This is a genomic window from Phyllobacterium sp. RCAM01083 (assembly GCF_055685835.1).
The window spans coordinates 1,223,996-1,244,409 of record NZ_JBVFZN010000005.1; the positions used below are offsets into that span (position 1 = coordinate 1,223,996).

Consider the following 20,414-nt stretch of genomic DNA (forward strand, 5'->3'; position numbering starts at 1 on the left):
AGAGTCGCAACCGAATACTGTCGGCTACCAACGTATTCCTCCGGCGTCCTGGCGATTGCGTGAAGCGGTTAGACCCCGAGCGATTTCAGCTTCCGGTGCAGGGCCGAACGCTCCATGCCGACAAACTCCGCCGTGCGGGAAATATTGCCGCCGAACCGGTTGATCTGCGCGATGAGATATTCCTTCTCGAAGCGCTCACGTGCCTCGCGCAGCGGCAGGGCCATGATGTGCTGGTCGGATTCGGTTGGAGCCTTCGGCAGCGTGTCGCCGATTTCCGCAGGCAGCAGATCGGCTGTGATGACCGCTTCCGGATCATCGCCGCGCGCCAGGATAATCAGGCGCTCGATATTGTTGCGCAGCTGGCGGATATTGCCCGGCCAGGAATGGGACTGCAGCACGGCCATGGCATCCGGGCCGATCTTGCGCGGCTTGATACCCGCCTGTTCGGCAATCTGCGTCATGAAGAATTCGACAAGCGCAGGAATATCGTCGCGCCGGTCCGCCAAGGGCGGAACAATCACGGGAACCACTGCCAGCCGGTGGAACAGGTCTTCGCGGAACCGGCCCTCGGCAATCATCGCTTCGAGGTTCTGCGCGGTCGAGGAGATGATCCGTACATCCACCTTGATGCGCTTGGTGCCACCTACCCGTTCAAACTGCTGATCGACGAGCACACGCAGGATCTTGTTCTGCGTTTCGCGCGGCATATCGGCGATTTCATTGAGATAGAGAATGCCGCCATGGGCTTCCTCCAGCGCCCCTACTTTGCGCTCGCCGCCATCGGATTCGGTACCGAAAAGCTCGACTTCCATGCGCTCCGGCGTAATCGTCGCCGCATTCAGGTTGACGAATGGTCCCTTGGAGCGGGTCGACAGGGCGTGGATGGCCCTTGCCGTCAGTTCCTTGCCCGCGCCGGACGGGCCGGTGATCATGATGCGGCTGTTGGTCGGTGCGACACGCTCGATGGTCTGGCGCAGGTGGTTCATCGACAGCGACGTGCCGAGCAGTTCGGAGCTTTCCGTCGAGCGCTTGCGCAGGTCGGAAACCTCGCGCCGCAGCTTGGATGTTTCGAGCGCCCGTTCGGCGATCAGAATCAGACGGTCAGCCTTGAACGGCTTCTCGATGAAATCATAGGCGCCGCGCCGGATGGCCGAAACCGCGGTTTCGATGTTGCCGTGACCGGAAATCATGACCACGGGAATATCGGGATGGCGGCTCTTGATCTCGTCCAAAAGGGCAAGGCCGTCGAGCCGGCTGCCCTGCATCCAGATGTCCAGAAAGATCAGGCGGGGAATGCGATCATCGATCGCCGCCAATGCGCTGTCCGCGTCCGAGGCTACACGGGTTTCGTGCCCCTCGTCACTCAATATTCCTGCAACAAGCTCGCGGATGTCGACTTCATCGTCGACGACAAGAATGTCAGATGCCATTTGAATTCACCTGTTTCGCCGATGGATCGGAATTGTCGGCTGTCTGTGTATTGGTATGGGTCGTGGGAAAAACCATGCGGATCATTGCACCCCGCCCGCCGTGGAAGTCCGCGGGGGCGTCGTGCAGTTCAATTTGACCGTCATGTTCTTCAACGATCTTTTTGACAATTGCGAGGCCAAGGCCCGTGCCTTTCTCGCGCGTCGTCATATAGGGTTCAAGCAAACGCTGCCGGTGTTCACGCGGCAAGCCTTTGCCATTGTCGGAAATTTCGACAATCAGAGCGTCTCCCTCTTGCCTCGACCGGATACGGATATGTCCGTCACCCAGTCCATCTTTCACAACGGATTCAATTGCTTCTGCAGCATTTTTGATAACGTTTCCGAACGCCTGCCCGATAAGCCGGCCGTCGAATTGCCCGATGAGCGGCACGTTGCCGAAATCCCGCTCGAAGCGGATATCGCTGCGGCTGACTTCAACCAGGAACGAGGCTTCGCGCAACGCTTCGCGCAAATCCATCGCCTTGATTTCCGGTTTCGGCATGCGCGCGAAGGATGAAAACTCATCGACCATGCGCCCGATGTCACCCACCTGCCGGATGATGGTTTCCGTGCACTGGTCGAAGACTTCGCGATCTTCGGTAATCACCTTGCCATAGCGCCGGCGGATGCGTTCCGCCGACAACTGAATGGGCGTGAGCGGATTTTTGATTTCGTGCGCGATGCGCCGCGCGACGTCGGCCCAGGCGGATGAACGCTGCGCCTCCACCAGATCGGTGATGTCATCGACGGTGACCACATAGGAGTGGTCAGCCGATTCCGCGTCCTCCACGGTAATCTGGACATTGAACGTCCGGGCGCTGCCGCGGCGCGACATCGATACCTGTTCGCGGTAAACCGACCGGCCCGTGGCATGGGCAACCTCGAACACCAGTCCGATTTCCGGGACGAGCGCCGTCAGATTCTTGCCGACGGTCGTGACGGGATCCAGATCGAACATTGCTTCGGCGGAACGGTTCATGATGCCGATTGCCCCATCGGCATCCACGCTGATGACCCCTGCCGTCACGCCGGAGAGCACCGCTTCGGAAAAACGGCGGCGTTCGTCGATCTGGTCCTTGGCGGCAACGAGGTCGCGGCGCTGCGTTCCCAGCTGGCGCACCATGGTGTTGAATGTCTGGGACAGCGACCCGACATCGCCGTCGGAACGGCGCACCGGCACTGCAACATCCAGATTGCCGGTTGCAACATCATCCGCTGCACCGATCAGCAGCCGGATGGGGCGCACCAGCCGGTCCGCCACAGCAATGCCGGTCCAGATGGCCGACAGAAGCAAAGTGAGGGTCAGGCCGAAGTAGAGCAGAGCAAACAGAATCTGCGTGTCCACACCATTGGCAACCGGTTTACCCGCATCGAGATTGTTGCCCTCGATGGCGCGCATGGAGTTGAGAATATCCCCGTCGACCGGGCGGACCGTGTAGAGGAACATATCCGGTATCTGCTGGAGTTTCACAACGGCACTGAGCAGATTGGTCCGTTCCGGCGGGATGAGCACCGGCTTGCCGTCCTGTGCCGTGTTGAGAATGGATTTCGCGACCGGCGGAATTGAAAAATTCGTGCGTATGTCGGCGCGAACGGAGGTGTCACCGTTGGAGCGGATGATGAATGCGCCGATCAGGCCGCGGCCGAGCGCCTGCTGGGTCAGGAAGCGCGTAAAACTGGTGCGGTCCAGATTGTACAGCGAGCGTTGCGCATCGACATCGCTGACCATTTCAAGCGTCGTGCCCTGCAGGTTGCGCGCACTTTCCTGAATGTAGGAATTGGCCAGGCTGATCGACGAGTTGACGATCGTCGTGGTCCGCATTTCGAACCAGCGATCAAGCCCGAGATCGAGCGTGACCGATGCAACGATGGCCACCAGCATGGCCGGTACCGCAGCGACAAGCGAAAACAGCACGACGAGGCGCACATGCAGGCGGGAAGCGGCCTTCCCCCGGTTCCTAGCCTGGCTGATGCGATAGACTTCGCGGCCAATCAGCACGATCAGGGCGAGAATCAGCAGCGCATTGAGACCGGTCAGGACAAAAGTGAGGTTGCTCTCGGGCTGAACGGGGGTCATTCCCGTGAGGATGAAAAACGTTACGCCCGTCGTCAAAAGCGCCAGAACAACCGTGACAACGCCGATACGGGAGTAAAAACGCTGCGTGTTGCCGCCAGCGGCAGCCGTGAGCGAGTTTCCCAACTGATTGACCGAATTTGATAAGAGCATTGCTTACGTCATCCCAACCAAGTTGCACTCATGCAACACATTGTGGCGGAAATGCAACGCCCTCTCGTCGAAACCTGTGCAGAATTGGTTCGGCATCGCACGTTTGGCACGACTGAACCTGTTTTGGTACAACTGTAAAGAGCGCAGTCGGACGATGTTACGTAGAGGCACTTGCATAAACTGCGACACCTGTGGCGCTACTTTCTTGTGCAGCTGTTGGCAAACACATTTGGTGGGAGACCTAAAGTTCTGTATTTAGGAGCCAAAGTTCCGCTCTCTTACCAACAAAATCAAAGGCTTAGCGGAAGGATATTTCCTGAGAAACGAGTTTCCCGAGGATTGGGAACCCAAAAACAAAGTCCAGAATGTGGTCAGGATCAGCGCGTGTCCGAACTGCGCGGAACGAAGCAACACTGTTGAATGTTTCAGAGCGTCTCGATGCTCGCAATGACATTGCTGGGCAGCGTCTGTTCAACTGCCATTTTCGCCTGTCATCGGGAATTAGGTCTGAAGCGCGAACATCTCGAGATAGACGATCCGATATTCGCGCGCTCCGTTGTCACCAATTGCCTCGTCTCGATCGGTGGGACGAGGTTCGCGCTCGGCAATCACAAGCCGGAAGCGTTCGCCATCTTTTGCAGCGCGGGGCAGAATGACGTCATAGCTTGCGATCTCCGGCATGAGGAGTCCTGACAACAGGTTGCCGCTTGCTGTCAACTGCAGAAAATCCCTCTGCTGACGCAGGGTTTCAGCAGACGCGGTGAGCTTGCGGCTCACGACCTTAGTGCGCTGGCGCTGAGACACCTTGACCACCTGAGCGCCTTGCAGCGGCTCCCAACCGAAATCTTCGTCGGCAGCTTTTTCCAGGTGTTCGACAAGAACCTCGATTTGAGAACGAGCCTGCCGGCGCCGCGCGCCGAACGTCTGAAACACGCCGACGAAGGGAATTCCGAACAATCCAACGCGATAATGGAGCGAATCCTTGCGAACCAGGGTTGCCAAACGATCATTGGTAAGCTGGACAATCTCTGCAATGGCGGATGGCGACAGATGCGCCCCGGGAGCAGAGATCGGCTGATACCGTGCGAGCGCCAGCCGAATGAAAGGCATGTAGCTGAGCCCGGGATCAAGGACGATGTCGGCGAACCAAAGTTGACGCTCCGCATCAAAACCCACCAAATGCGGAGCAACCTCCACGCGCACATCTGCTGGGGTGCCAGGCATAGGCAGTTGTGTGACCGGAAGTTGTACGGCGGGCAGTTCACCTTCCGATTTCGGAAATATCGGATCAAGACGATCGGGTGCGATCGGGCCTTGATAAACCGCTGCCGGAAACCGGCTGCGAGCCGGTGATCCATCTGCCAGGCTGTTGTTATCAGCCGTTGGATCACCGCCCCAACGCGTCACAAAACCTCCAAGTTTCGTATCAACCTCCGTTGCAGCCATTCCTGCGGGAGGCAAGATCACACCAAGCATCTCCATTGCGCCGGTGACCAGCCAGGGTCGCCTCAAATAGACGCGCAATCCGCCGCCATCCCGGTAACTGCGCTGCTCATTGCCGTCGGTTACCCGGGTCCAGCCAAAAGTCGGGACAACATAGACGATATCGGGAGCAGGCGGTGGCGCACTGTTCGGCACGAAACCGATCACTTCGTCGGACGTTACGATCAGATCGGCAGCATGCGTTGGTTCGCGAAGCGCTTCCGGCATGAATTGTGCAAAGCGTGTTGTTGCAGCAAGGGTGTATCCGACACGGCGATAACGTGTGTCGGGGAAAGTGTGCGCAACTTCATCTTTCAGAAAAACGCGGTGCCCCGGAGGAGACCTGCCGGGTGCCTCCAGCCGTGCAAGCTTGAGTTCAGCGGCATGGCCACCGCCGACATGCCAGCGCGGCAATGGCTCGGTCACGTCATCGACCGGATCAAGCCAGTGACCGGAAAGATCCAGCTTCTCCGTGCTGAGGCTGTCAACGGGCGTTGCGAATCCAATTGCACACGCTGTCTTGCCAATTGCCCGACCGATCACCAGAGACTCTATCGCGGGGCGCACAAGCGGCTTCTGAACGGCATGAACGAGGTCGAGATCCCGCCACGGCGTTAACATCCAGTGTCGCCCCTCAACCGCGCGCTGTTCCAATGCCAGTTGTTGATCAGGCTTTGCGTGCTCGATTCCCCACTGATAAATACCCAGCAGCGCAAGATCCTTGCGTTCGAGTGCATGGCTGAGACGCACACGCACATGTTCGCCTTTCTCCAACGGGACGAACAATATCCGCTGGGCAGGATCAAAATTTGAACCACGCGGCCCCTCGCCGATCGCTATCCGGAAAGAGCTGGCATCCGGCCATGCCGATCCAGGCGCATAAAAAGGAACCTCCAATGTTTCCGTACTGCCGTCACCATAGCCCGCAATGCGCACGCGGCAGACACGGGACAGCGGGTCGGGCAGAAACGGCAGCGTAAACACCGCTTCGGCGACGGGGAATCTTTGCTCGCTCGCATCTGCGGCAAGAGTAGCAAGCTCACCATCGCGAGCGATAAGGAGATTGTATGATACCGGATCCAACCGGCCACCCGTATCCAGCATGCCATGTAACTCTGCCATGCGTTGAGAGCCCGATGGCGGCACAACATGGCGGGAGGCCACTTCGGCGGTTGGTACCGTATTATCGCCTTCCGTCCCATTGAACGTTCTGATCGCTGCAACCTGAAGGCTCTCTCCATGTACCGGTGGAAGCAGATCCGGTGTGCCAACCAAAGCAAAGTTCGGAGCCTCGACCGGCTCGAACCGATAATAAACCGTCGGCGGAGTTTCGACACCGTTCAACGTCGTTGCATTCTGGTCCAGCGGGCGCGCATTGCCCGCAAGATCGACAGTACGCATCCTGACCTGGTAGCTTTGACCGAACCGCAATGACGGCAAAGACCTGGCTGTGGCAACATGGTCAACCTCCAATGGCAAGCCGGGCGGCGCAAGGCTTTCCGGATCACCAACCTTGTCGGCAGGATCAATTGCACGGCCAGGACGCGGCGCTGTCAGACTCCATCCATCCCAGCTAAGTATCGCCGCATCGACCTTCAACAGATCTGGTTCCGAACCGTCTGCAGATCCCGATGCGGCCAAGCGCACATTCCCTTCCTCATCGGCAACCTGCAATGTGGAATTGTCAACGAGAAAGCGATAGGTGCTGACGCGCCGGCAGAGTGAGCGCCAGGCCCCTCCTCCCGCCGATACGTCGGCCCGCACGCCGCGCAACAAGTCTTCCTGAAACAGCACGATGGGTTGGTTGGTCGCAAGCTGGCTCTGTATTTTGGCGGACCGATCGAAGGCCTCTTCGAGGGCATAGCCCGTTCCGTCACTGGCAAGAACAATACCGCCTGACCGCAATGCCGGTGCGCCAGCCCTGTCGGGCTCGGGCGCAACCGGATCCCGGCCGTCGAGTGACTGGTTGCCAATCTCCAGTTCGCGCCGGTCAGTATTGGCGATGTTGATGGCGAATTGCCGAACCTTGAGCGCCGATCCATTGACATCCACTTCAACGAGGCTGCTGTCCCCAAGCAAGACGTATCCGTCACTGACCATGGGGGTGCCCGCAGGGCGCGGCGCTGGCGCGAAACGGTCATCGTGCAGGATTGTACGCGTGGCGGGAAAGATGTCGGGCAATGTGCTGACCGAATTGGTTTTTTTCCAATCGACAATCAGCTCCAGCTGGTCGTCGACATCCCTAGGGAAAACATCGCGCGGCAGCAAGAGATCAAGCCGAAAACCGCTCGCGCGCAGAAGCCTGGGATGATGCGACAGAAGGGAGATGATACGGTGGAAATCAATATCCTCCCGGAAAGCGCTGGGATCTGGCAGAGGAACCAAATCATGGGTCTGCCATGAGACGTCCTCGCGAGGGTCGTCTGGTCCGGCCTTCAATCTCGTGTCTGTCCGAAGTCCGGATAGCGGCGTGTTATACGCGTTGGCCAAGGCAAAGCGCCCCGACCGCGTACCGTTCAGTGGAGATCGGTTCGCCGGGCTTCGCTCGCGGCGGCGAGACCGCAATAGCCTGAAAACATCGGCCGCGCGTGGCTCACCTTTACCACCTATGCCTTCAAGCAGCCCGAACCATGAAAGACGCGAGGGGAGTTCATCCTCGCATTTTACGGCCATCGTGCCATAAATCTCGGCAATATCCTTTGCGAGCGCCACGGCTGGTGACGTTAAAACGCTCGTATTCTGACGGTCCTCAAACTGATGAGCGCGAACAAATGTCTTCTCATCAAACAGGCGTCGCTGCACATTGACCTCCGGCAACGTCTCGAAGACGGCCTCGGTAATGTTGCCGTTAAATCGCACAGCGAGCTTTGCGGCAGCAACCCGCGCGGCCCAATCCAGAAAATCAGGAAACAGCTTCAATGGTTCTCCGGGCGTTGCCGTCGTCACAAGGCGGGGCGATACGAGCACGGACAGGCGCAGGCTCTTGCGATCCGCTGTGGTGCCGTTTGGAAGCGCCGTCCAGATCAACTGTTGTGTGCGATCGACCATTTTGGGACCTCCTCAGGCAAATGCGTCGGCATAAGCGTGCCAAACTGCAGGGGTAGGTACGAAGTCTATGAAACGCGGATCCGATTCTGAGCCCGCAAAACTGCGTTCAACAACGACGCTCGCACTGACGGAAAAGAAAGCAATATCAACTTCGACGGTCAAAACGGCCTGGCCCTTGACCACGGACGTGGTGCCTTGCTTGTAATATCCAAGAGACAAGTTGAGGATGATCGACACGGAGATAAGGCCCAGCGCCTGGACCTCTCCGCCCATTTCAACATAGCCCTTGAACACCGTAAGCCGATCGGGCTCGTTCCAGTGGAAGTACAAACCGCCTTTCACATAGATGCCACCGGAGGCAATGCCGAAATCAAGTTCAGCAAAAGCGCCAAACTCAAGTGCAGCCTCGATTTCCTGAATACCTTTGGAGGTCATCCCGAGCATGACAAAACCGCCGCCGCCAAAAAGAGCGACCGTCAACTGAAACGGATTCTGCCTTTCGGCAAAACCGAATTTGAAAACGAGCGGACGGCCGTCGAACGGCAACTGAATCGCCGCAAAAATCATGATGTTCTTGAGTGTGAAAACACCCAGTACGACACTCGGAACACCGAATTTGCCGCCAACCGTCAAACCGCCATTCTCAAGTTTTATGATTGGTTTAAAACCAAAACCGGGTTTGGAAGAGCCGCTTCCACCGCCACCACTACCGCCGCCGCCGCTGCCTCCACCACCTCCGGATGAGGAACCGCCAAACGCGGATCGGCGCAGCGTTTCAAGAAAAGCGAGCGGGCCACCGAACATGATTGGATCGGTACCAGCCAGCTTGGGATCCGGTTCCATTCCCTTCGCGGTGCCCGCCTTGAAACTGAACGAATCGAAGCTGACGATGATCGCTCCGAAAAAGTCGAATTTGAACCATGTGAGCTTGGCTTCAACGGAGGCCTCGGGGTCTTTCAACCCGGCGTCGCGAGCGTAACTGCCTGGCCCCGAACCCACCTGATCTGCCGCGGATTTGGGTTTTGCGACTTGCAGATAGGTTATCGTGGCCGCCTTGACGTCAAAGGTGGATGTGCCGCGTTGATTCATCTTCAAGACAAGGACCTTGTCGGGAAGCGTTGCGACATGGTGCTCGAAGCTGGTTTCAACCTGTTCCTTCGTGCGTGTTGTTTTGAGTTGGGGAATATGGCTGGCCTCGCTCATGACCAGCGGCACGAGCAGATCCTTCAGATCGATACCGCCAAAGATTTTGGCTGATGGAAACCATTTGTCCGGCTGAAAACTGCCGCCGGCAAATGTCGCGGAGTCGCCCGTCGCTGTGCCTCCGACATGTCCAAACTCCTGCGACAGGCCGACAACCCCAAAGGCCGGTTGGACGAAGCCGCCGGATTTGTCCGATCTTCCGCCGCCACCAAGATCCGCAACCAACGACATGTCTTTGGCAGCAAGGAACAGTTTCCCGGCATTGGAGCCGCCAAATCCTGCACCCAGATAGTGATCGGCATACTCAAAGTTTCCAAGCCCTTCACCGCCGGTCATTTGCGCGATTTCGGTGGACTGAAGACGCACGGTCGCAATCAGGGGATAGCAACGTGGACCGTTGCCACCCTTCCAGCCGGGCACGTCTTTCACGCGGAAATGCAATTCATCAATCGGAAAAGTAACCGACCCGGGACCAGGTGCCAGCTGCAACAATTGTTTCTGCAGATCGGCCGACGTCCGGCCGGGAACCACTTGGTCGGAGCCATTGTATTGAGCTGCTGCACCAGCGGTTGGCTTGGCTTCGGAAACGAAGTGAAGCGGCAGGTCAAAGCGGGCAACGTTCCCTCCCAGATCTACCGCCTTGATTGTAAAACGGAAATCCTCTTGTTTCCCGGGAGCGACCACAATCTGGGGCCAAAAATCCTCCTGGTCCGAAGGGGGCGCGAGATTCGGAGTCTGTTTGGTGAGGATTTCAACAGACGTGAATGGGAAATCCCGTCCCGCGTGAGGCTGTCCCGGCAGGGGATATGCCCGAACGGATTCGATCAACAGGATGCGCAGCCTCTGGCGAAGCACGGCGATGCGGCCACCATCAGGGCCCGTTTGAAATCTGCGCTCGGTAATCTTCAACACCGAAGCACGATGCCCAAGCGGCATCAGCATTCCCACGCGCAGGACTTCGACGGCATAGTCGCGCCCCATCGCAGCATGGTGCACCCATTTGATGAGCGAAAGCGGCAACCCGTTCGGTCCGACAGGCCGCGTCATCCAGGTTCCGTCAACATCCAGCCATCCGCCGAGCGACGTGAGCATCAAGCGATGGGCAGAAGCAGGAATGGGTTGATAAGGTTTTCTCGAAATGGGCAGCAAAGCCGTTTCATCTGCCGTCAGCCGAACGAGGTCTGCGCGATCACCTCCCGAGAGCGACATCTGAAAAGGCGGCTCGCTAGCGGAAGGATTCGGGAAATCAGGGCTCCAGATCGCAGAGATTGAAATGGGGGCTTCCGTCGCATCCACGCGTTTTGCCCCCTGGGTCGCCCCAAGCCGGCTGTGCCACAGTTCGACACGCCGGTTTTTCTCGCCCCTGACAACAGGGCTTTGCGCATGAGAGAAGCCAACATCATCCTCTATTGGCGACAGCAGCAGCCGATAGGGAATTTCGAGCGCCGTCTGATTGTAAGCGGGTTGCCTAGGATAGAAGAGAAGCAATAGCCCAGGAATGACTCCGATCAGGGAACCGACATCGTTCGAACCGGCGAAACGTTCTGCGAACGCATCCACGAGTTGCAACTCCGCCGCATGCTGAGCCTGTTGAACGTCGGATGCACGGATACCCCGGCCGGATAGCAGGCTCTCGACAACGGCACCGACATGCAGCGCCGCCTCGCGTACAGATTGCGTCGTGAGAGCATCAGCGTTCTGCGCAGCACGCCGCACCGTGCGCGCGATATTGATGGCCAAATCGGGTTTTGCCTTCATAACGGGAGCAGTTCGACTTATTGCGGCCAATGAAGAGAGCACGTCCCGGTACGATGGAGGCAGAAAGGAGAGATGCGGCGGACTCAGCGGCACGCGCGCAAGCGGCCAGGACCTCATGGCATCGAGAAATCCGGCAGCCGAGGCGTCCCAGTCGGTGGTTCCGCCCGGGAATTGATAGACAACCCGGCTCCGTCCTGCCAACCGGAGCGCCGCTGGCAAATCATTCGGGGCGAGCGCGCTTGGTGTCTCATCAAGCGATACATCCGCAAATACTTCTTCCGCAAACGCTTGCGGTTGATGGCACACGGCAAGAAAAGCAGGCTTTTTGCCATCAAGCGGCGCAATTCTGCGTCCGCCTGCTGCGCTGGTGATTGCGAGATTATAGAGCTTGAGCGTCAATATAACGAGATCATCCGCCCGCCAAAAACGCAGTTGAATTGGGACTGGATCAATCAGTCCCGGTATCAACCCCGCAACGACGGGGTTCAACCCACGAGCGCCAAGCAACCAAGAATTGCTCTCCACCAGTTTTACTGTTCTGATTTGACTAGCCATTGAAACTCCCCCCCTGGAGGTTCTGCTGGCTTAAACATGCGCTCTTTTCTTCAAGTTATCCATACAGAAAGCGCTAAGAAATATTGGCTAAGCCATTTGCAGAATACTCAAACGTCAATGCCTGCCACGGCGCATGGAGTTAATTTACAAAACATTGAAGGATTGACTGGACGCCGAGTTCTACTTCTGAACGCAGTCAACCCGCCACTGTACACCTGGAAGATCCTGACCGGGCGGGCCACTGACTATTTCCCCGGTGTGCATTATTACGATTGGTATCCAGAGGTAGGCTTGTTCTCATCCTGCACGGCAAACCCCTGTTGGGTGAAGGATTCGAGCCGAGCTTCGCACTCATTGAGCTTATTCATCGCTTCCGCCCCTTTTTAGGTTGGCAGAAGTCGAACGCCTTCATCTTTCCAAGTCATATGCTAAGCTTCTCAAGCTCACCGTCGTTTTCTTCAAGTTCGGCATAGGTGAACTTGTCAAATGCAACGTAAGGCAGAGCAGATTGGGAGCAATTGCATTAACCGCGCTCTTATTGCTTGCCGAACTTGTCCCGATGATACACGCACATAATCGGCGTCTAGTTTATGTGACTAAGCATGTCCAAAACGGGGCAAGTCGGAGACACGCCGCCCGAACATTGATCGACCGTTCGCGCGAGGATGCTTTCCAGTCTGCGGAGATCGGAAATCTTGGCTCGTACATCGTCAAGGTGGGCCGAGGTCAGCGTTTTGACTGTGGCGCAAGACGCCTCGCTCGGCTGCACCAGGGCGAGAAGTGCTTTGATGTCTTTGATCCCAAAGCCGAGCTCACGTGCTCGCCGGATGAATGACAGCCGCCGCACATGCTCGGAACCATAGCTGCGATAGCCGCCGGCGGTCCGTACAGGCTCAGGCATCAGGCCGATACGCTCATAATAACGCACCGCTTCCAGATGGACGCCTGTTGCTCGTGCGATTTTGCCAATCGTCAGATCACGCATGGCCTCTGTTTCCTCTTGAGCCTGTAGTGGCTACAGGGTTCAGAATACACCTATCTTGCGAGGAAAGCAGCCGCGACTGACGCTCACCTGCCTCAGGGAGGGAGTGGGAAGCTCGGTGTGATCCAAGACTGGCGCATCCGATTACTCAAGCTGGGACAATCAGCATGACACAGGTCATCTCGACCCTTACCTGCCCGTTTTGTGGACATCGAGCCACGGAGACAATGCCCACCGACGCTTGCCGATACGTCTACGAATGCGGAGGCTGCGGAACGCTGCTCAAACCTAAAGAGGGTGATTGCTGCGTCTTCTGCTCCTACGGCGATGTGCCCTGCCCGCCGATTCAAGAGACACGCAGGGCACAAAACACGCCACTTCGCATATGAGGAAGCTGTTGATCGTGTTGGCACCGGCCGAGCGCGCCCGATATCGAACAGTGATAAAAAGACTGTTTGTTTGATTTGGCAGTAACCTTTTTGTGCGCCGCGCGAACTTCCTATCAGACGAGCCGCGATGGCCCTGCTGGGCAAAAGCACATCGTCCACCGCCAACCCATAATCGGAGGAACAGAAATGTCCAATCGCATGCTATCCGCTCTGGTCGCCGGCGCGTTCGCTGCGGCCCTCAGTTCGTTTGCCGTCACATCTGCAAGCGCGGAGGAGATGAGGCCAATGAGCAAGGCTGACATGATGAAGATGCGTGACATGACCGCAAAAGAAGTCAAATCCGGCAAGATGGAAAAATGTTTTGGTGTGGCCCTCAAGGGCCACAATGACTGCTACGCCGGTGCTGGCACCACCTGCGCTGGAACGAGCACGACCGATTATCAAGGAAATGCTTTCAAGCTTGAGCCCAAGGGTACGTGCACAACCATGCATACACCGAAGGGCACGGGAAGTCTCACCCCAAAAGTTTGAAAACGACTGAACCGGACGGGCATTTGCACCGCTCGTCCGGGCAATCGGTTCTGACGAGGTCACCATGTACAATCAGTTGCCGTCCCCCACTCAAGCTTTGATTCCGCCGCGTGCCGGCGTCGGGCTCAAACCCGAGCATTTCCGCTTAATCGTCGAGACCGCGCCAGATATTGGCTTTTTCGAAGTCCATGCGGAAAACTATATGGGCGCAGGCGGTCCGCCGCACCGCTATCTCTCGGCCATCCGCGAACGCTATCCACTGTCCCTCCACGGCGTCGGTTTGTCGATCGGGGCAGACCGGCCACTTGATCAAGATCACCTCAAACGCGTCAGGGAGCTGATTCAACGTTACCAACCCGGGCTGTTCTCTGAACATTTGGCATGGTCATCGCACGATGCGGGTTTTCTGAGCGATCTGCTGCCGGTGCCTTACACGTTCGAGGCACTCACCCGCGTTTGCGAACACATTGATGACGTTCAAGAGAACCTTCAGCAACAGATGTTGCTGGAGAACCCGTCAACCTATCTCGCCTTCGCCGAAAGCACCTATTCCGAGATCGACTTCATTGCCGAGATTGTCCGGCGAACGGGCTGCGGTCTCCTCCTTGATGTCAACAACGTGCACGTCGCGTCGACCAATCAGGAATGGGACCCCATCGCCTATATCAATGCCTATCCCCTCGCCCATGTGCAGGAAATCCATCTGGCAGGCTATGCGAAGGAGGCTGACGACAAAGGGCGGCCGCTTCTTATCGATACCCATGATCGTCCCGTCGACGAGATCGTCTGGGGTCTTTTCGAACATACGGTGAAGCGTGTCGGTCCTATGCCCACGCTGATCGAATGGGACGCGGATATTCCTGCGTGGACCATGCTCAAGGCAGAAGCTGAGCGCGCCGAGGCAATCATGTTCGCCGGGCTGCCCACGGGATTTTACCATGCTGCGGCTGGCTGAACGGCAACAGGAATTCGCTGCCGCGTTGCTCGATCCCGAGCGGCCAGCCCCGTTCGGCCTTGTCGGGCCAGACGGCGAGGCCAGCGCGCGGCGGTTTGCGGTCTATCGCAACAATGTCGTGGCTGGTCTGGTCGAAACTTTACAGGCGACATTCCCAGCCATTTGCCGCATCGTCGGTCAGGTATTCTTTCAGGCGATGGCGCGCACTTACGTGCTTGCCGAGCCGCCAGGCTCGCCAATCCTTCTCGACTACGGTGCCGGTTTCCCGGATTTTATAGGCAATTTTGCCCCGGCAGCGACGCTTCCCTATCTAAGCGACGTCGCCCGCATCGAGTATTTCTGGGCGCAGGCATATCACGCAACCGAAGCCTCGCCTCTCGATCCTTTGGTTCTCGCCGCAATAGCACCTGAGACTCTTCCAGAAATCTGTCTTCTTCCCCATCCTTCGCTGCATTTGGTCCGCTCGCAATTCCCGGCTCTTACGATCTGGCGGATGAACATGGCCGGCGGGGTTCCAGCGCCTGTCGACTTTGCGCTTGGTGAGGATGTACTCATCGTTCGACCGGCGGCCGAGGTCGAAGTCCGGTTGCTGCCAAGGGGCGGCTTGGACTTCCTGCAAGCACTTGCTGACGGGATGTCGGTGCTGGCTGCGCTGAAGATCGCAATGGCTGCCGGCCACGGCTTTGATCTGACGGTCAACCTGGAAGAACTTATGAGGACCGGCGTCTTTGTCGGCTACAGCCCCTCGACCAATACGACGTTGCAAAAATTGGCAGGACGATCATGACCGGGGTCAGGACGTCCTTCCACATTTTCGATATCGGGCAGACCGTCCGAAATATCACCAGACGGCTCGTCCAGGTAGCCTTGATGACAGCACCGCCGATGCTTCGCATCGCGCTCGCCGTGCCCTTCTTTCGATCCGGCCTTACCCGATGGGACGGCTTTCTTTCGCTTTCACCAAGCACGCTCTATCTCTTCGAGGAAGAGTTCCAACTTCATATTTTCGGCAGTCTCTATGGTTTTCCAGCGCCGGTCCTGATCGCACATCTGGTCGGGATCGCCGAGATCACATTCCCGATCCTGCTTGTGCTTGGCCTGGCAACGCGATTCAGCGCCCTCTGCCTCCTGATGATGACAGCCGTGATCCAACTCGTTGTACCGGATGGCTGGGCAACCTTCCATCTACCTTGGGCAGCCCTGGCGATCGCCCTCATTGCTCTTGGACCGGGCAAGATTTCGCTCGATCATCTGCTTGACCGGTTCAATCACACGGGGAAAGTGCGAGGTGCCGGTTGATGTCTCCTCGCCGCCTCCGAAGCCCTGACAACCACATTGGTTCCACTCCAATGGCCGCGTCTTCATGCGGAGCGCAGCGATGACCGAGGAACCACGCAGCCACTTTCAGCCATTGAAAATCGTCGCCGGACGACAGCACGATGTGGGAAACAGCGATAACGGAATGCATGATTTCAGCCACGCTGAGCCGAGTATCCCTGACCTCGATTGGACCATCCTCATGGCGCGCGCCCAGGATGGTGACGCATCTGCCTATCTTCGGCTGTTGGAGGCGATAACACCGTATCTTCGCTCACTTGCGGCACGGCGGCATCGCGATCACCGCGACATTGAAGACGCCGTTCAGGATGTTTTGCTCACGGTGCATTCCATTCGCCACACCTATGATCCTGCACGGCCGTTTGGACCGTGGCTGGTCGCGATCGCCAATCGCCGTTTTATCGATCGGCTCAGGCGTCAGGGCCGCGTAAAGGCCAACGAGGTCTCTCTTACTGCAGCGCACCAAGCCTTGGCCGAGCCCCGAGCAGACATGGACGTAAGGCCGGATCGACATAAATTGGAAAGCGCAATCGGCACTCTCGCCCCAACGCAACAGAAAGCCATCCGGCTGCTCAAGCTCAAGGAAATGTCGCTGAAAGAGGCCGCGATGGTAACGGGCATGTCCATCGCTTCGTTGAAGGTCGCCACGCATCGCGCTCTGAAAAACCTGCGCAAGAAGCTGGCGGATTGGAAGAACATATGATCAAGACTCCGGATCTCATCGCGACACTTGCATCAAACATGGAGCCGGTCCGGCGACTGCGGCCGCCGGCCATCCGTGCGGTCTGCTGGCTTTTGCTCGCCGCTGTGTTGCTTGCGTTGATTGCTGTCAGTCAAGGGATTCGGCCCGATCTCGTTCAACGTCTTCGCGATCCCATCTTTGCCATCAGTATGGCAGCGTCCCTTTTGACCGGCATATCGGCCGCCATTGCTGCCTTTGAACTGAGCCTGCCGGACCGCTCCCGGCTCTGGCTGCTCCTTCCTTTGCCGGCCGTGGTGTTGTGGCTGTCGAATATTGGATACCAGTGTCTCGTCCAGTGGATCAGCGTCAATCCCGATGGCATCAGCCTTGGGGAAGCGGCCGATTGCTTCGCGACCCTGGTCCTGACCAGTTTGCCTTTGTCGCTGACAATGCTCGTGATGCTCCGCTACGCGGCTCCGCTCCGGCCAACAGTCACGACCTTGATGGGCAGCCTTGCGGTGGCTGCGATCACTGCGACAGCCTTGTCGCTGTTTCACGTCATCGATGCCACCCTGATGATCCTGATGTGGAACCTTGGCACCGCGGTCCTGCTGATCGGGCTCGGCGGTCTGTTCGGTCGAAGAATGTTCCGCTGGGTGGCTCCGCGCACCTTGTCACCACAGGATTGAACCCTGGAAGATGATGGAGATAATCATGAAAAGACGACTGTTTCTTATTTCCCTGCTCACGGCGTTATTGGCGACATGGGCCGCTGGATCCGTGGCGAGCGCAGTTGGTCGAAAGTCCTATGATGCGGCAAGCTTCAAAGCGGCGCAGCAAAGCGGTGCGCGCATTCTCGTGGATATTTCGGCCACATGGTGCCCTACCTGCAAGGCCCAGAAGCCGATCATCGACAGGCTTGCAGAGCAGCCGGTGAACACGGATCTCGTGATTTTCGACGTCGATTTCGACAGCCAGAAATCGGTCGTCCGCCAATTCCATGCGCAGAGCCAGAGCACCTTGATCGCGTTCCGAGGAAAGGTGGAGACCGCCCGGTCGGTCGGCGATACGAATCCGGGCTCAATAGAGGCTCTCATTCAGTCAACGGCAATGAAGTGAGGATAGTGCAATGGGAATTGGCAGCTTCTTGTTTGCGTTCCTGGCCGGTATCCTCTCAACATTGTCGCCTTGCGTTCTGCCACTCTTGCCGCTTGTCATTGGCGCGGCGGTCTTCCAGCACAAGTTGGGTCCGGTCGCGCTTGCTGCGGGCCTAGCCATCTCATTCGTTGGAATTGGGCTGTTTGTCGCAACGATCGGTTTCGCAATCGGGTTGGACACCGGAGCCTTTCAGGAGCTTGCCGCCCTGCTGTTGTTGGGAGTCGGGTTGGTCCTCATGGTTCCCAAATTCCAGACTCAACTCGCCGTGTCAGGGGGCCCAATCAGCGGCTGGGCCGATCGCCGCTTTGGTGGTTTTCCCGCAACCGGGTTAAAGGGGCAGTTCGTCCTTGGTCTGCTGCTCGGTGCGGTATGGACACCCTGCGTCGGTCCGACGCTTGGTGCTGCATCCGTGCTGGCGGCACAGGGTAAGGATCTCGGACAGGTGGCAAGCGTGATGACAGCCTTTGGTATCGGTGCGGCCCTGCCTTTGCTTCTTCTCGGCGTTGTCTCCCGGGATCGCATGCTCCGGTGGCGCAACCAGCTGCTGCGCGCCGGTCAACGAGGGAAAGCCATATTGGGCGCTCTGCTCTTTGCCATCGGATTTCTTATCCTGAGTGGCTTGGACAAGAGGATCGAGACTTTGCTGGTCGACGTGTCACCTGTTTGGCTTACCCAACTTACAACCCATTTCTGACCGGCGGACATTGCACTCTGTATCTTGGCCGAAGTTGAGGCGATATCGGTGGAACGCACTCACAGCGCCCCTCAGCGCGAGAAGACCAATGTTCATGTGATGGCATGGTTGGCGTGCACAATTGCAACGCGCTCGCTCAGTTGAGTTCTTGGGCAAGTCCGATGAGAAGTCCTTCAGGCCCGCGGATGTAACAGAGCCGATACATGTCTTTGTACTGGACGACTTCCCCTACAAGCCGCGCGCCGCGCTTGCGGAGCCTTTCAAGCGTGTCGTCGATATCGTCTACGGTGAACATGACGCGGAGGTAGCCTAGAGCGTTAACCGGAGCATTGCGGTGATCCGCGATGACGGGCGGCGTGAGGAAGCGGGAAAGTTCGAGCCGGCTGTGGCCGTCCGGTGTGCGCATCATGGCAATCTCGACACGCTGATCGCCCAGTCCAGTGACACGTCCGGCCCATTCTCCTTCAATCGTGGCCCGACCTTCGAGGTCGAGGCCGAGCTCGCGAAAGAAATCAATCGCCTCTTCGAGGTTTTCGACGACGATTCCTATGTTGTCCATTCGTTTGAGTGCCATGCACCCAATCTACTGATAACTGCCCACCTTATGCAAGCACACACCGGCTTATGCTGGCTCAATGGCTCATCTGGCCTCAGGAGTTACGATCGTCTTGAACCGTCACGCGCAGAATCTTGCCGCTTGCATCGAACAGAATGACTTCCTCGCCGGAACGCCGGGACACTTCACCCGTCTGGCGGTGCGTTGCGACCAGACGCCAAACCGATCTGGCTGATTGGGGCGACAGTTCTTCGATCAGATTGTCTTCGGCAACCTGATCGGGATAGCTTGCAAAATAGACCTTGAATGCGTCCAGGATAGCCTCCCGCCCGGCAATCTCGCCGATACCGCTCGATACATAGACGGCATCGATTGCAAAAAAGCCGGCAAGTGCCTCAAAGTCGAGGGCATTGATGGCAGCGTGGTAAAGGCGGGTTGTTTCAACGGGACTGAACGGCATGGAAGGGTCTTACTCCGGTTTGAGCCTGTGGACAGTGCACTATCCCTCGCATTTGTTCCAGAACTGCCGTACCCGAAATCGCAGGCGTTTGACAGCTGCCGCCGCTTCAACGACATAATTGTCCGCGCACTGTATCGGTGCAGCAGTGGACGCAGCGGTCTTTCAGCAACGGGGTGAAAACAAGTGCAGACAGCTCACACGGATATCCGTCAGAAGCATATGGCGGTGCGGACCCATGCACTGGACTTCTGGATGGCGCGCGCCGCCGTCCTCGTCGTCGCCGGATTGCAGTTCTTGCTGGTGAATGATTTCTCGTGGGGGCCGCGCTGGCTCGCACCGGTGATCGAGCTTTTGCTGCTGGCGCCGCTTTCCATGGCAACCGCATGGGTGCAGACGCGGGCAAGACAGGCAACGACGGACGAGCATTTTCATCTGGTCGGGCGTTCGCGGCGCCTGATCCGCCGCGCCGCCCTCGGCCTGACAATCCTGATCACGTTCATGAACTTTGTCGCGCTGTACTTTCTTGTACGAGCCCTTCTCGGCGGTCATGCCGGGTCGGCGCAGACACTGCTGATCGATGCGGTCAACATATGGGTGACGAACGTCATCGCCTTCACCCTTTGGTACTGGAGCATCGACCGCGGCGGCCCCGCCAGCCGCGGGCTGACATCGAAAACCTATGGCGATTTCCAGTTCCCGCAAATGGTCATTCAGGATGAACGGCTGAAGAATTGGTCACCCGGCTTCATCGATTACCTCTTTCTGTCATTCACCAACGCGACGGCTTTCTCGCCGACCGACACGATGCCCCTGTCACCACGGGCAAAACTGCTCATGATGGCGGAAGCGTCGCTCTCCCTGCTGACCATCGCCCTTGTCGCAGCACGCGCCGTCAATATCCTGGCGTAGCGGCGGAACCGGAAGCCC

17 protein-coding genes are annotated in these 20,414 nt (G+C 57.8%); 10 read left to right on the top strand and 7 right to left on the bottom strand.

Features of this window, described 5'->3' with window-relative positions:
- Nucleotides 1-68: 68 nt before the first annotated feature.
- The 5 genes from ntrX to ACZ25R_RS12730 form a co-directional block, all read right to left on the bottom strand.
- A complete protein-coding gene (gene ntrX, locus ACZ25R_RS12710) occupies nt 69-1,430 on the bottom strand; it encodes a nitrogen assimilation response regulator NtrX (RefSeq protein WP_223614954.1) in 1,362 nt (453 codons plus the stop codon).
- The gene (locus ACZ25R_RS12715) at nt 1,420-3,696 is read right to left on the bottom strand and encodes a sensor histidine kinase NtrY-like (RefSeq protein WP_403174276.1); all 2,277 of its coding nucleotides are present in this window, start codon (nt 3,694-3,696) and stop codon (nt 1,420-1,422) included. The genes ntrX and ACZ25R_RS12715 overlap by 11 nt, the downstream gene beginning before the upstream one ends.
- 501 nt (nt 3,697-4,197) lie before the next feature.
- Nucleotides 4,198-8,226, bottom strand: coding sequence for a hypothetical protein (locus tag ACZ25R_RS12720; RefSeq protein WP_472461167.1), 4,029 nt, complete (start codon nt 8,224-8,226; stop codon nt 4,198-4,200).
- Between the two features lie 12 nt (nt 8,227-8,238).
- A complete protein-coding gene (locus ACZ25R_RS12725) occupies nt 8,239-11,742 on the bottom strand; it encodes a hypothetical protein (RefSeq protein ID WP_472461168.1) in 3,504 nt (1,167 codons plus the stop codon).
- 583 nt (nt 11,743-12,325) lie between these two features.
- Nucleotides 12,326-12,727 (bottom strand): MerR family transcriptional regulator, encoded by a 402-nt coding sequence (locus tag ACZ25R_RS12730; protein WP_472461169.1) that lies wholly within the window; start codon nt 12,725-12,727, stop codon nt 12,326-12,328.
- Nucleotides 12,728-12,891: 164 nt separating this feature from the next.
- Here ACZ25R_RS12730 and ACZ25R_RS12735 point away from each other — a divergent pair, with 164 nt between their 5' ends.
- The 9 genes from ACZ25R_RS12735 to ACZ25R_RS12775 all read left to right on the top strand — a co-directional run bounded on the left by ACZ25R_RS12735 (nt 12,892) and on the right by ACZ25R_RS12775 (nt 18,471).
- Nucleotides 12,892-13,113 (top strand): GDCCVxC domain-containing (seleno)protein, encoded by a 222-nt coding sequence (locus ACZ25R_RS12735; RefSeq protein ID WP_464660329.1) that lies wholly within the window; start codon nt 12,892-12,894, stop codon nt 13,111-13,113.
- Nucleotides 13,114-13,299: 186 nt separating this feature from the next.
- A complete protein-coding gene (locus tag ACZ25R_RS12740; protein ID WP_464660327.1) occupies nt 13,300-13,644 on the top strand; it encodes a BufA1 family periplasmic bufferin-type metallophore in 345 nt (114 codons plus the stop codon).
- Between the two features lie 64 nt (nt 13,645-13,708).
- A complete protein-coding gene (gene bufB / locus ACZ25R_RS12745) occupies nt 13,709-14,599 on the top strand; it encodes an MNIO family bufferin maturase (protein ID WP_472461170.1) in 891 nt (296 codons plus the stop codon).
- On the top strand, nt 14,583-15,386 hold the full coding sequence (locus ACZ25R_RS12750; protein WP_472461171.1) for an HvfC/BufC N-terminal domain-containing protein: 804 nt from the start codon (nt 14,583-14,585) through the stop codon (nt 15,384-15,386). The genes bufB and ACZ25R_RS12750 overlap by 17 nt, the downstream gene beginning before the upstream one ends.
- Before the next feature lie 83 nt (nt 15,387-15,469).
- Nucleotides 15,470-15,898, top strand: coding sequence for a DoxX family protein (locus tag ACZ25R_RS12755; protein ID WP_472461172.1), 429 nt, complete (start codon nt 15,470-15,472; stop codon nt 15,896-15,898).
- A gap of 163 nt (nt 15,899-16,061) precedes the next feature.
- Nucleotides 16,062-16,640 carry a sigma-70 family RNA polymerase sigma factor gene (locus ACZ25R_RS12760; RefSeq protein WP_472462486.1) on the top strand — a complete coding sequence of 193 codons (579 nt, stop codon included), beginning with the start codon at nt 16,062-16,064 and terminating at the stop codon, nt 16,638-16,640.
- Entirely contained in the window at nt 16,637-17,308 is a 672-nt protein-coding gene (locus tag ACZ25R_RS12765; RefSeq protein WP_472461173.1) for an NrsF family protein, read from the top strand. Before ACZ25R_RS12760 ends, ACZ25R_RS12765 begins: the two co-directional genes overlap by 4 nt.
- Before the next feature lie 25 nt (nt 17,309-17,333).
- Nucleotides 17,334-17,738 carry a thioredoxin family protein gene (locus ACZ25R_RS12770; protein ID WP_472461174.1) on the top strand — a complete coding sequence of 135 codons (405 nt, stop codon included), beginning with the start codon at nt 17,334-17,336 and terminating at the stop codon, nt 17,736-17,738.
- A gap of 10 nt (nt 17,739-17,748) precedes the next feature.
- Nucleotides 17,749-18,471, top strand: a complete 723-nt coding sequence (locus ACZ25R_RS12775) for a cytochrome c biogenesis CcdA family protein (protein ID WP_472461175.1) — start codon at nt 17,749-17,751, stop codon at nt 18,469-18,471.
- A 136-nt stretch (nt 18,472-18,607) separates the two neighbouring features.
- On the opposite strand, the gene ACZ25R_RS12780 is transcribed toward ACZ25R_RS12775, so the two are convergent.
- Together ACZ25R_RS12780 and ACZ25R_RS12785 are read right to left on the bottom strand one after the other, a co-directional pair.
- On the bottom strand, nt 18,608-19,045 hold the full coding sequence (locus ACZ25R_RS12780) for a VOC family protein (RefSeq protein WP_472461176.1): 438 nt from the start codon (nt 19,043-19,045) through the stop codon (nt 18,608-18,610).
- A gap of 76 nt (nt 19,046-19,121) precedes the next feature.
- The gene (locus tag ACZ25R_RS12785; protein WP_472461177.1) at nt 19,122-19,487 is read right to left on the bottom strand and encodes a nuclear transport factor 2 family protein; all 366 of its coding nucleotides are present in this window, start codon (nt 19,485-19,487) and stop codon (nt 19,122-19,124) included.
- A gap of 204 nt (nt 19,488-19,691) precedes the next feature.
- Between ACZ25R_RS12785 and ACZ25R_RS12790 the strand changes: the two genes are divergently transcribed.
- Entirely contained in the window at nt 19,692-20,396 is a 705-nt protein-coding gene (locus tag ACZ25R_RS12790) for a hypothetical protein (RefSeq protein ID WP_464663253.1), read from the top strand.
- The last annotated feature ends 18 nt before the right edge of the window (nt 20,397-20,414 follow it).

Bases quoted from the DNA above. Each gene is read 5' to 3' on its own strand.
- ntrX (WP_223614954.1), bottom strand. From the start codon at position 1,430: ATGGCATCTGACATTCTTGTCGTCGACGATGAAGTCGACATCCGCGAG.
- ACZ25R_RS12715 (WP_403174276.1), bottom strand. From the start codon at position 3,696: ATGCTCTTATCAAATTCGGTCAATCAGTTGGGAAACTCGCTCACGGCT.
- ACZ25R_RS12720 (WP_472461167.1), bottom strand. From the start codon at position 8,226: ATGGTCGATCGCACACAACAGTTGATCTGGACGGCGCTTCCAAACGGC.
- ACZ25R_RS12725 (WP_472461168.1), bottom strand. From the start codon at position 11,742: ATGGCTAGTCAAATCAGAACAGTAAAACTGGTGGAGAGCAATTCTTGG.
- ACZ25R_RS12730 (WP_472461169.1), bottom strand. From the start codon at position 12,727: ATGCGTGATCTGACGATTGGCAAAATCGCACGAGCAACAGGCGTCCAT.
- ACZ25R_RS12735 (WP_464660329.1), top strand. From the start codon at position 12,892: ATGACACAGGTCATCTCGACCCTTACCTGCCCGTTTTGTGGACATCGA.
- ACZ25R_RS12740 (WP_464660327.1), top strand. From the start codon at position 13,300: ATGTCCAATCGCATGCTATCCGCTCTGGTCGCCGGCGCGTTCGCTGCG.
- bufB (WP_472461170.1), top strand. From the start codon at position 13,709: ATGTACAATCAGTTGCCGTCCCCCACTCAAGCTTTGATTCCGCCGCGT.
- ACZ25R_RS12750 (WP_472461171.1), top strand. From the start codon at position 14,583: ATGCTGCGGCTGGCTGAACGGCAACAGGAATTCGCTGCCGCGTTGCTC.
- ACZ25R_RS12755 (WP_472461172.1), top strand. From the start codon at position 15,470: ATGACAGCACCGCCGATGCTTCGCATCGCGCTCGCCGTGCCCTTCTTT.
- ACZ25R_RS12760 (WP_472462486.1), top strand. From the start codon at position 16,062: ATGCATGATTTCAGCCACGCTGAGCCGAGTATCCCTGACCTCGATTGG.
- ACZ25R_RS12765 (WP_472461173.1), top strand. From the start codon at position 16,637: ATGATCAAGACTCCGGATCTCATCGCGACACTTGCATCAAACATGGAG.
- ACZ25R_RS12770 (WP_472461174.1), top strand. From the start codon at position 17,334: ATGAAAAGACGACTGTTTCTTATTTCCCTGCTCACGGCGTTATTGGCG.
- ACZ25R_RS12775 (WP_472461175.1), top strand. From the start codon at position 17,749: ATGGGAATTGGCAGCTTCTTGTTTGCGTTCCTGGCCGGTATCCTCTCA.
- ACZ25R_RS12780 (WP_472461176.1), bottom strand. From the start codon at position 19,045: ATGGCACTCAAACGAATGGACAACATAGGAATCGTCGTCGAAAACCTC.
- ACZ25R_RS12785 (WP_472461177.1), bottom strand. From the start codon at position 19,487: ATGCCGTTCAGTCCCGTTGAAACAACCCGCCTTTACCACGCTGCCATC.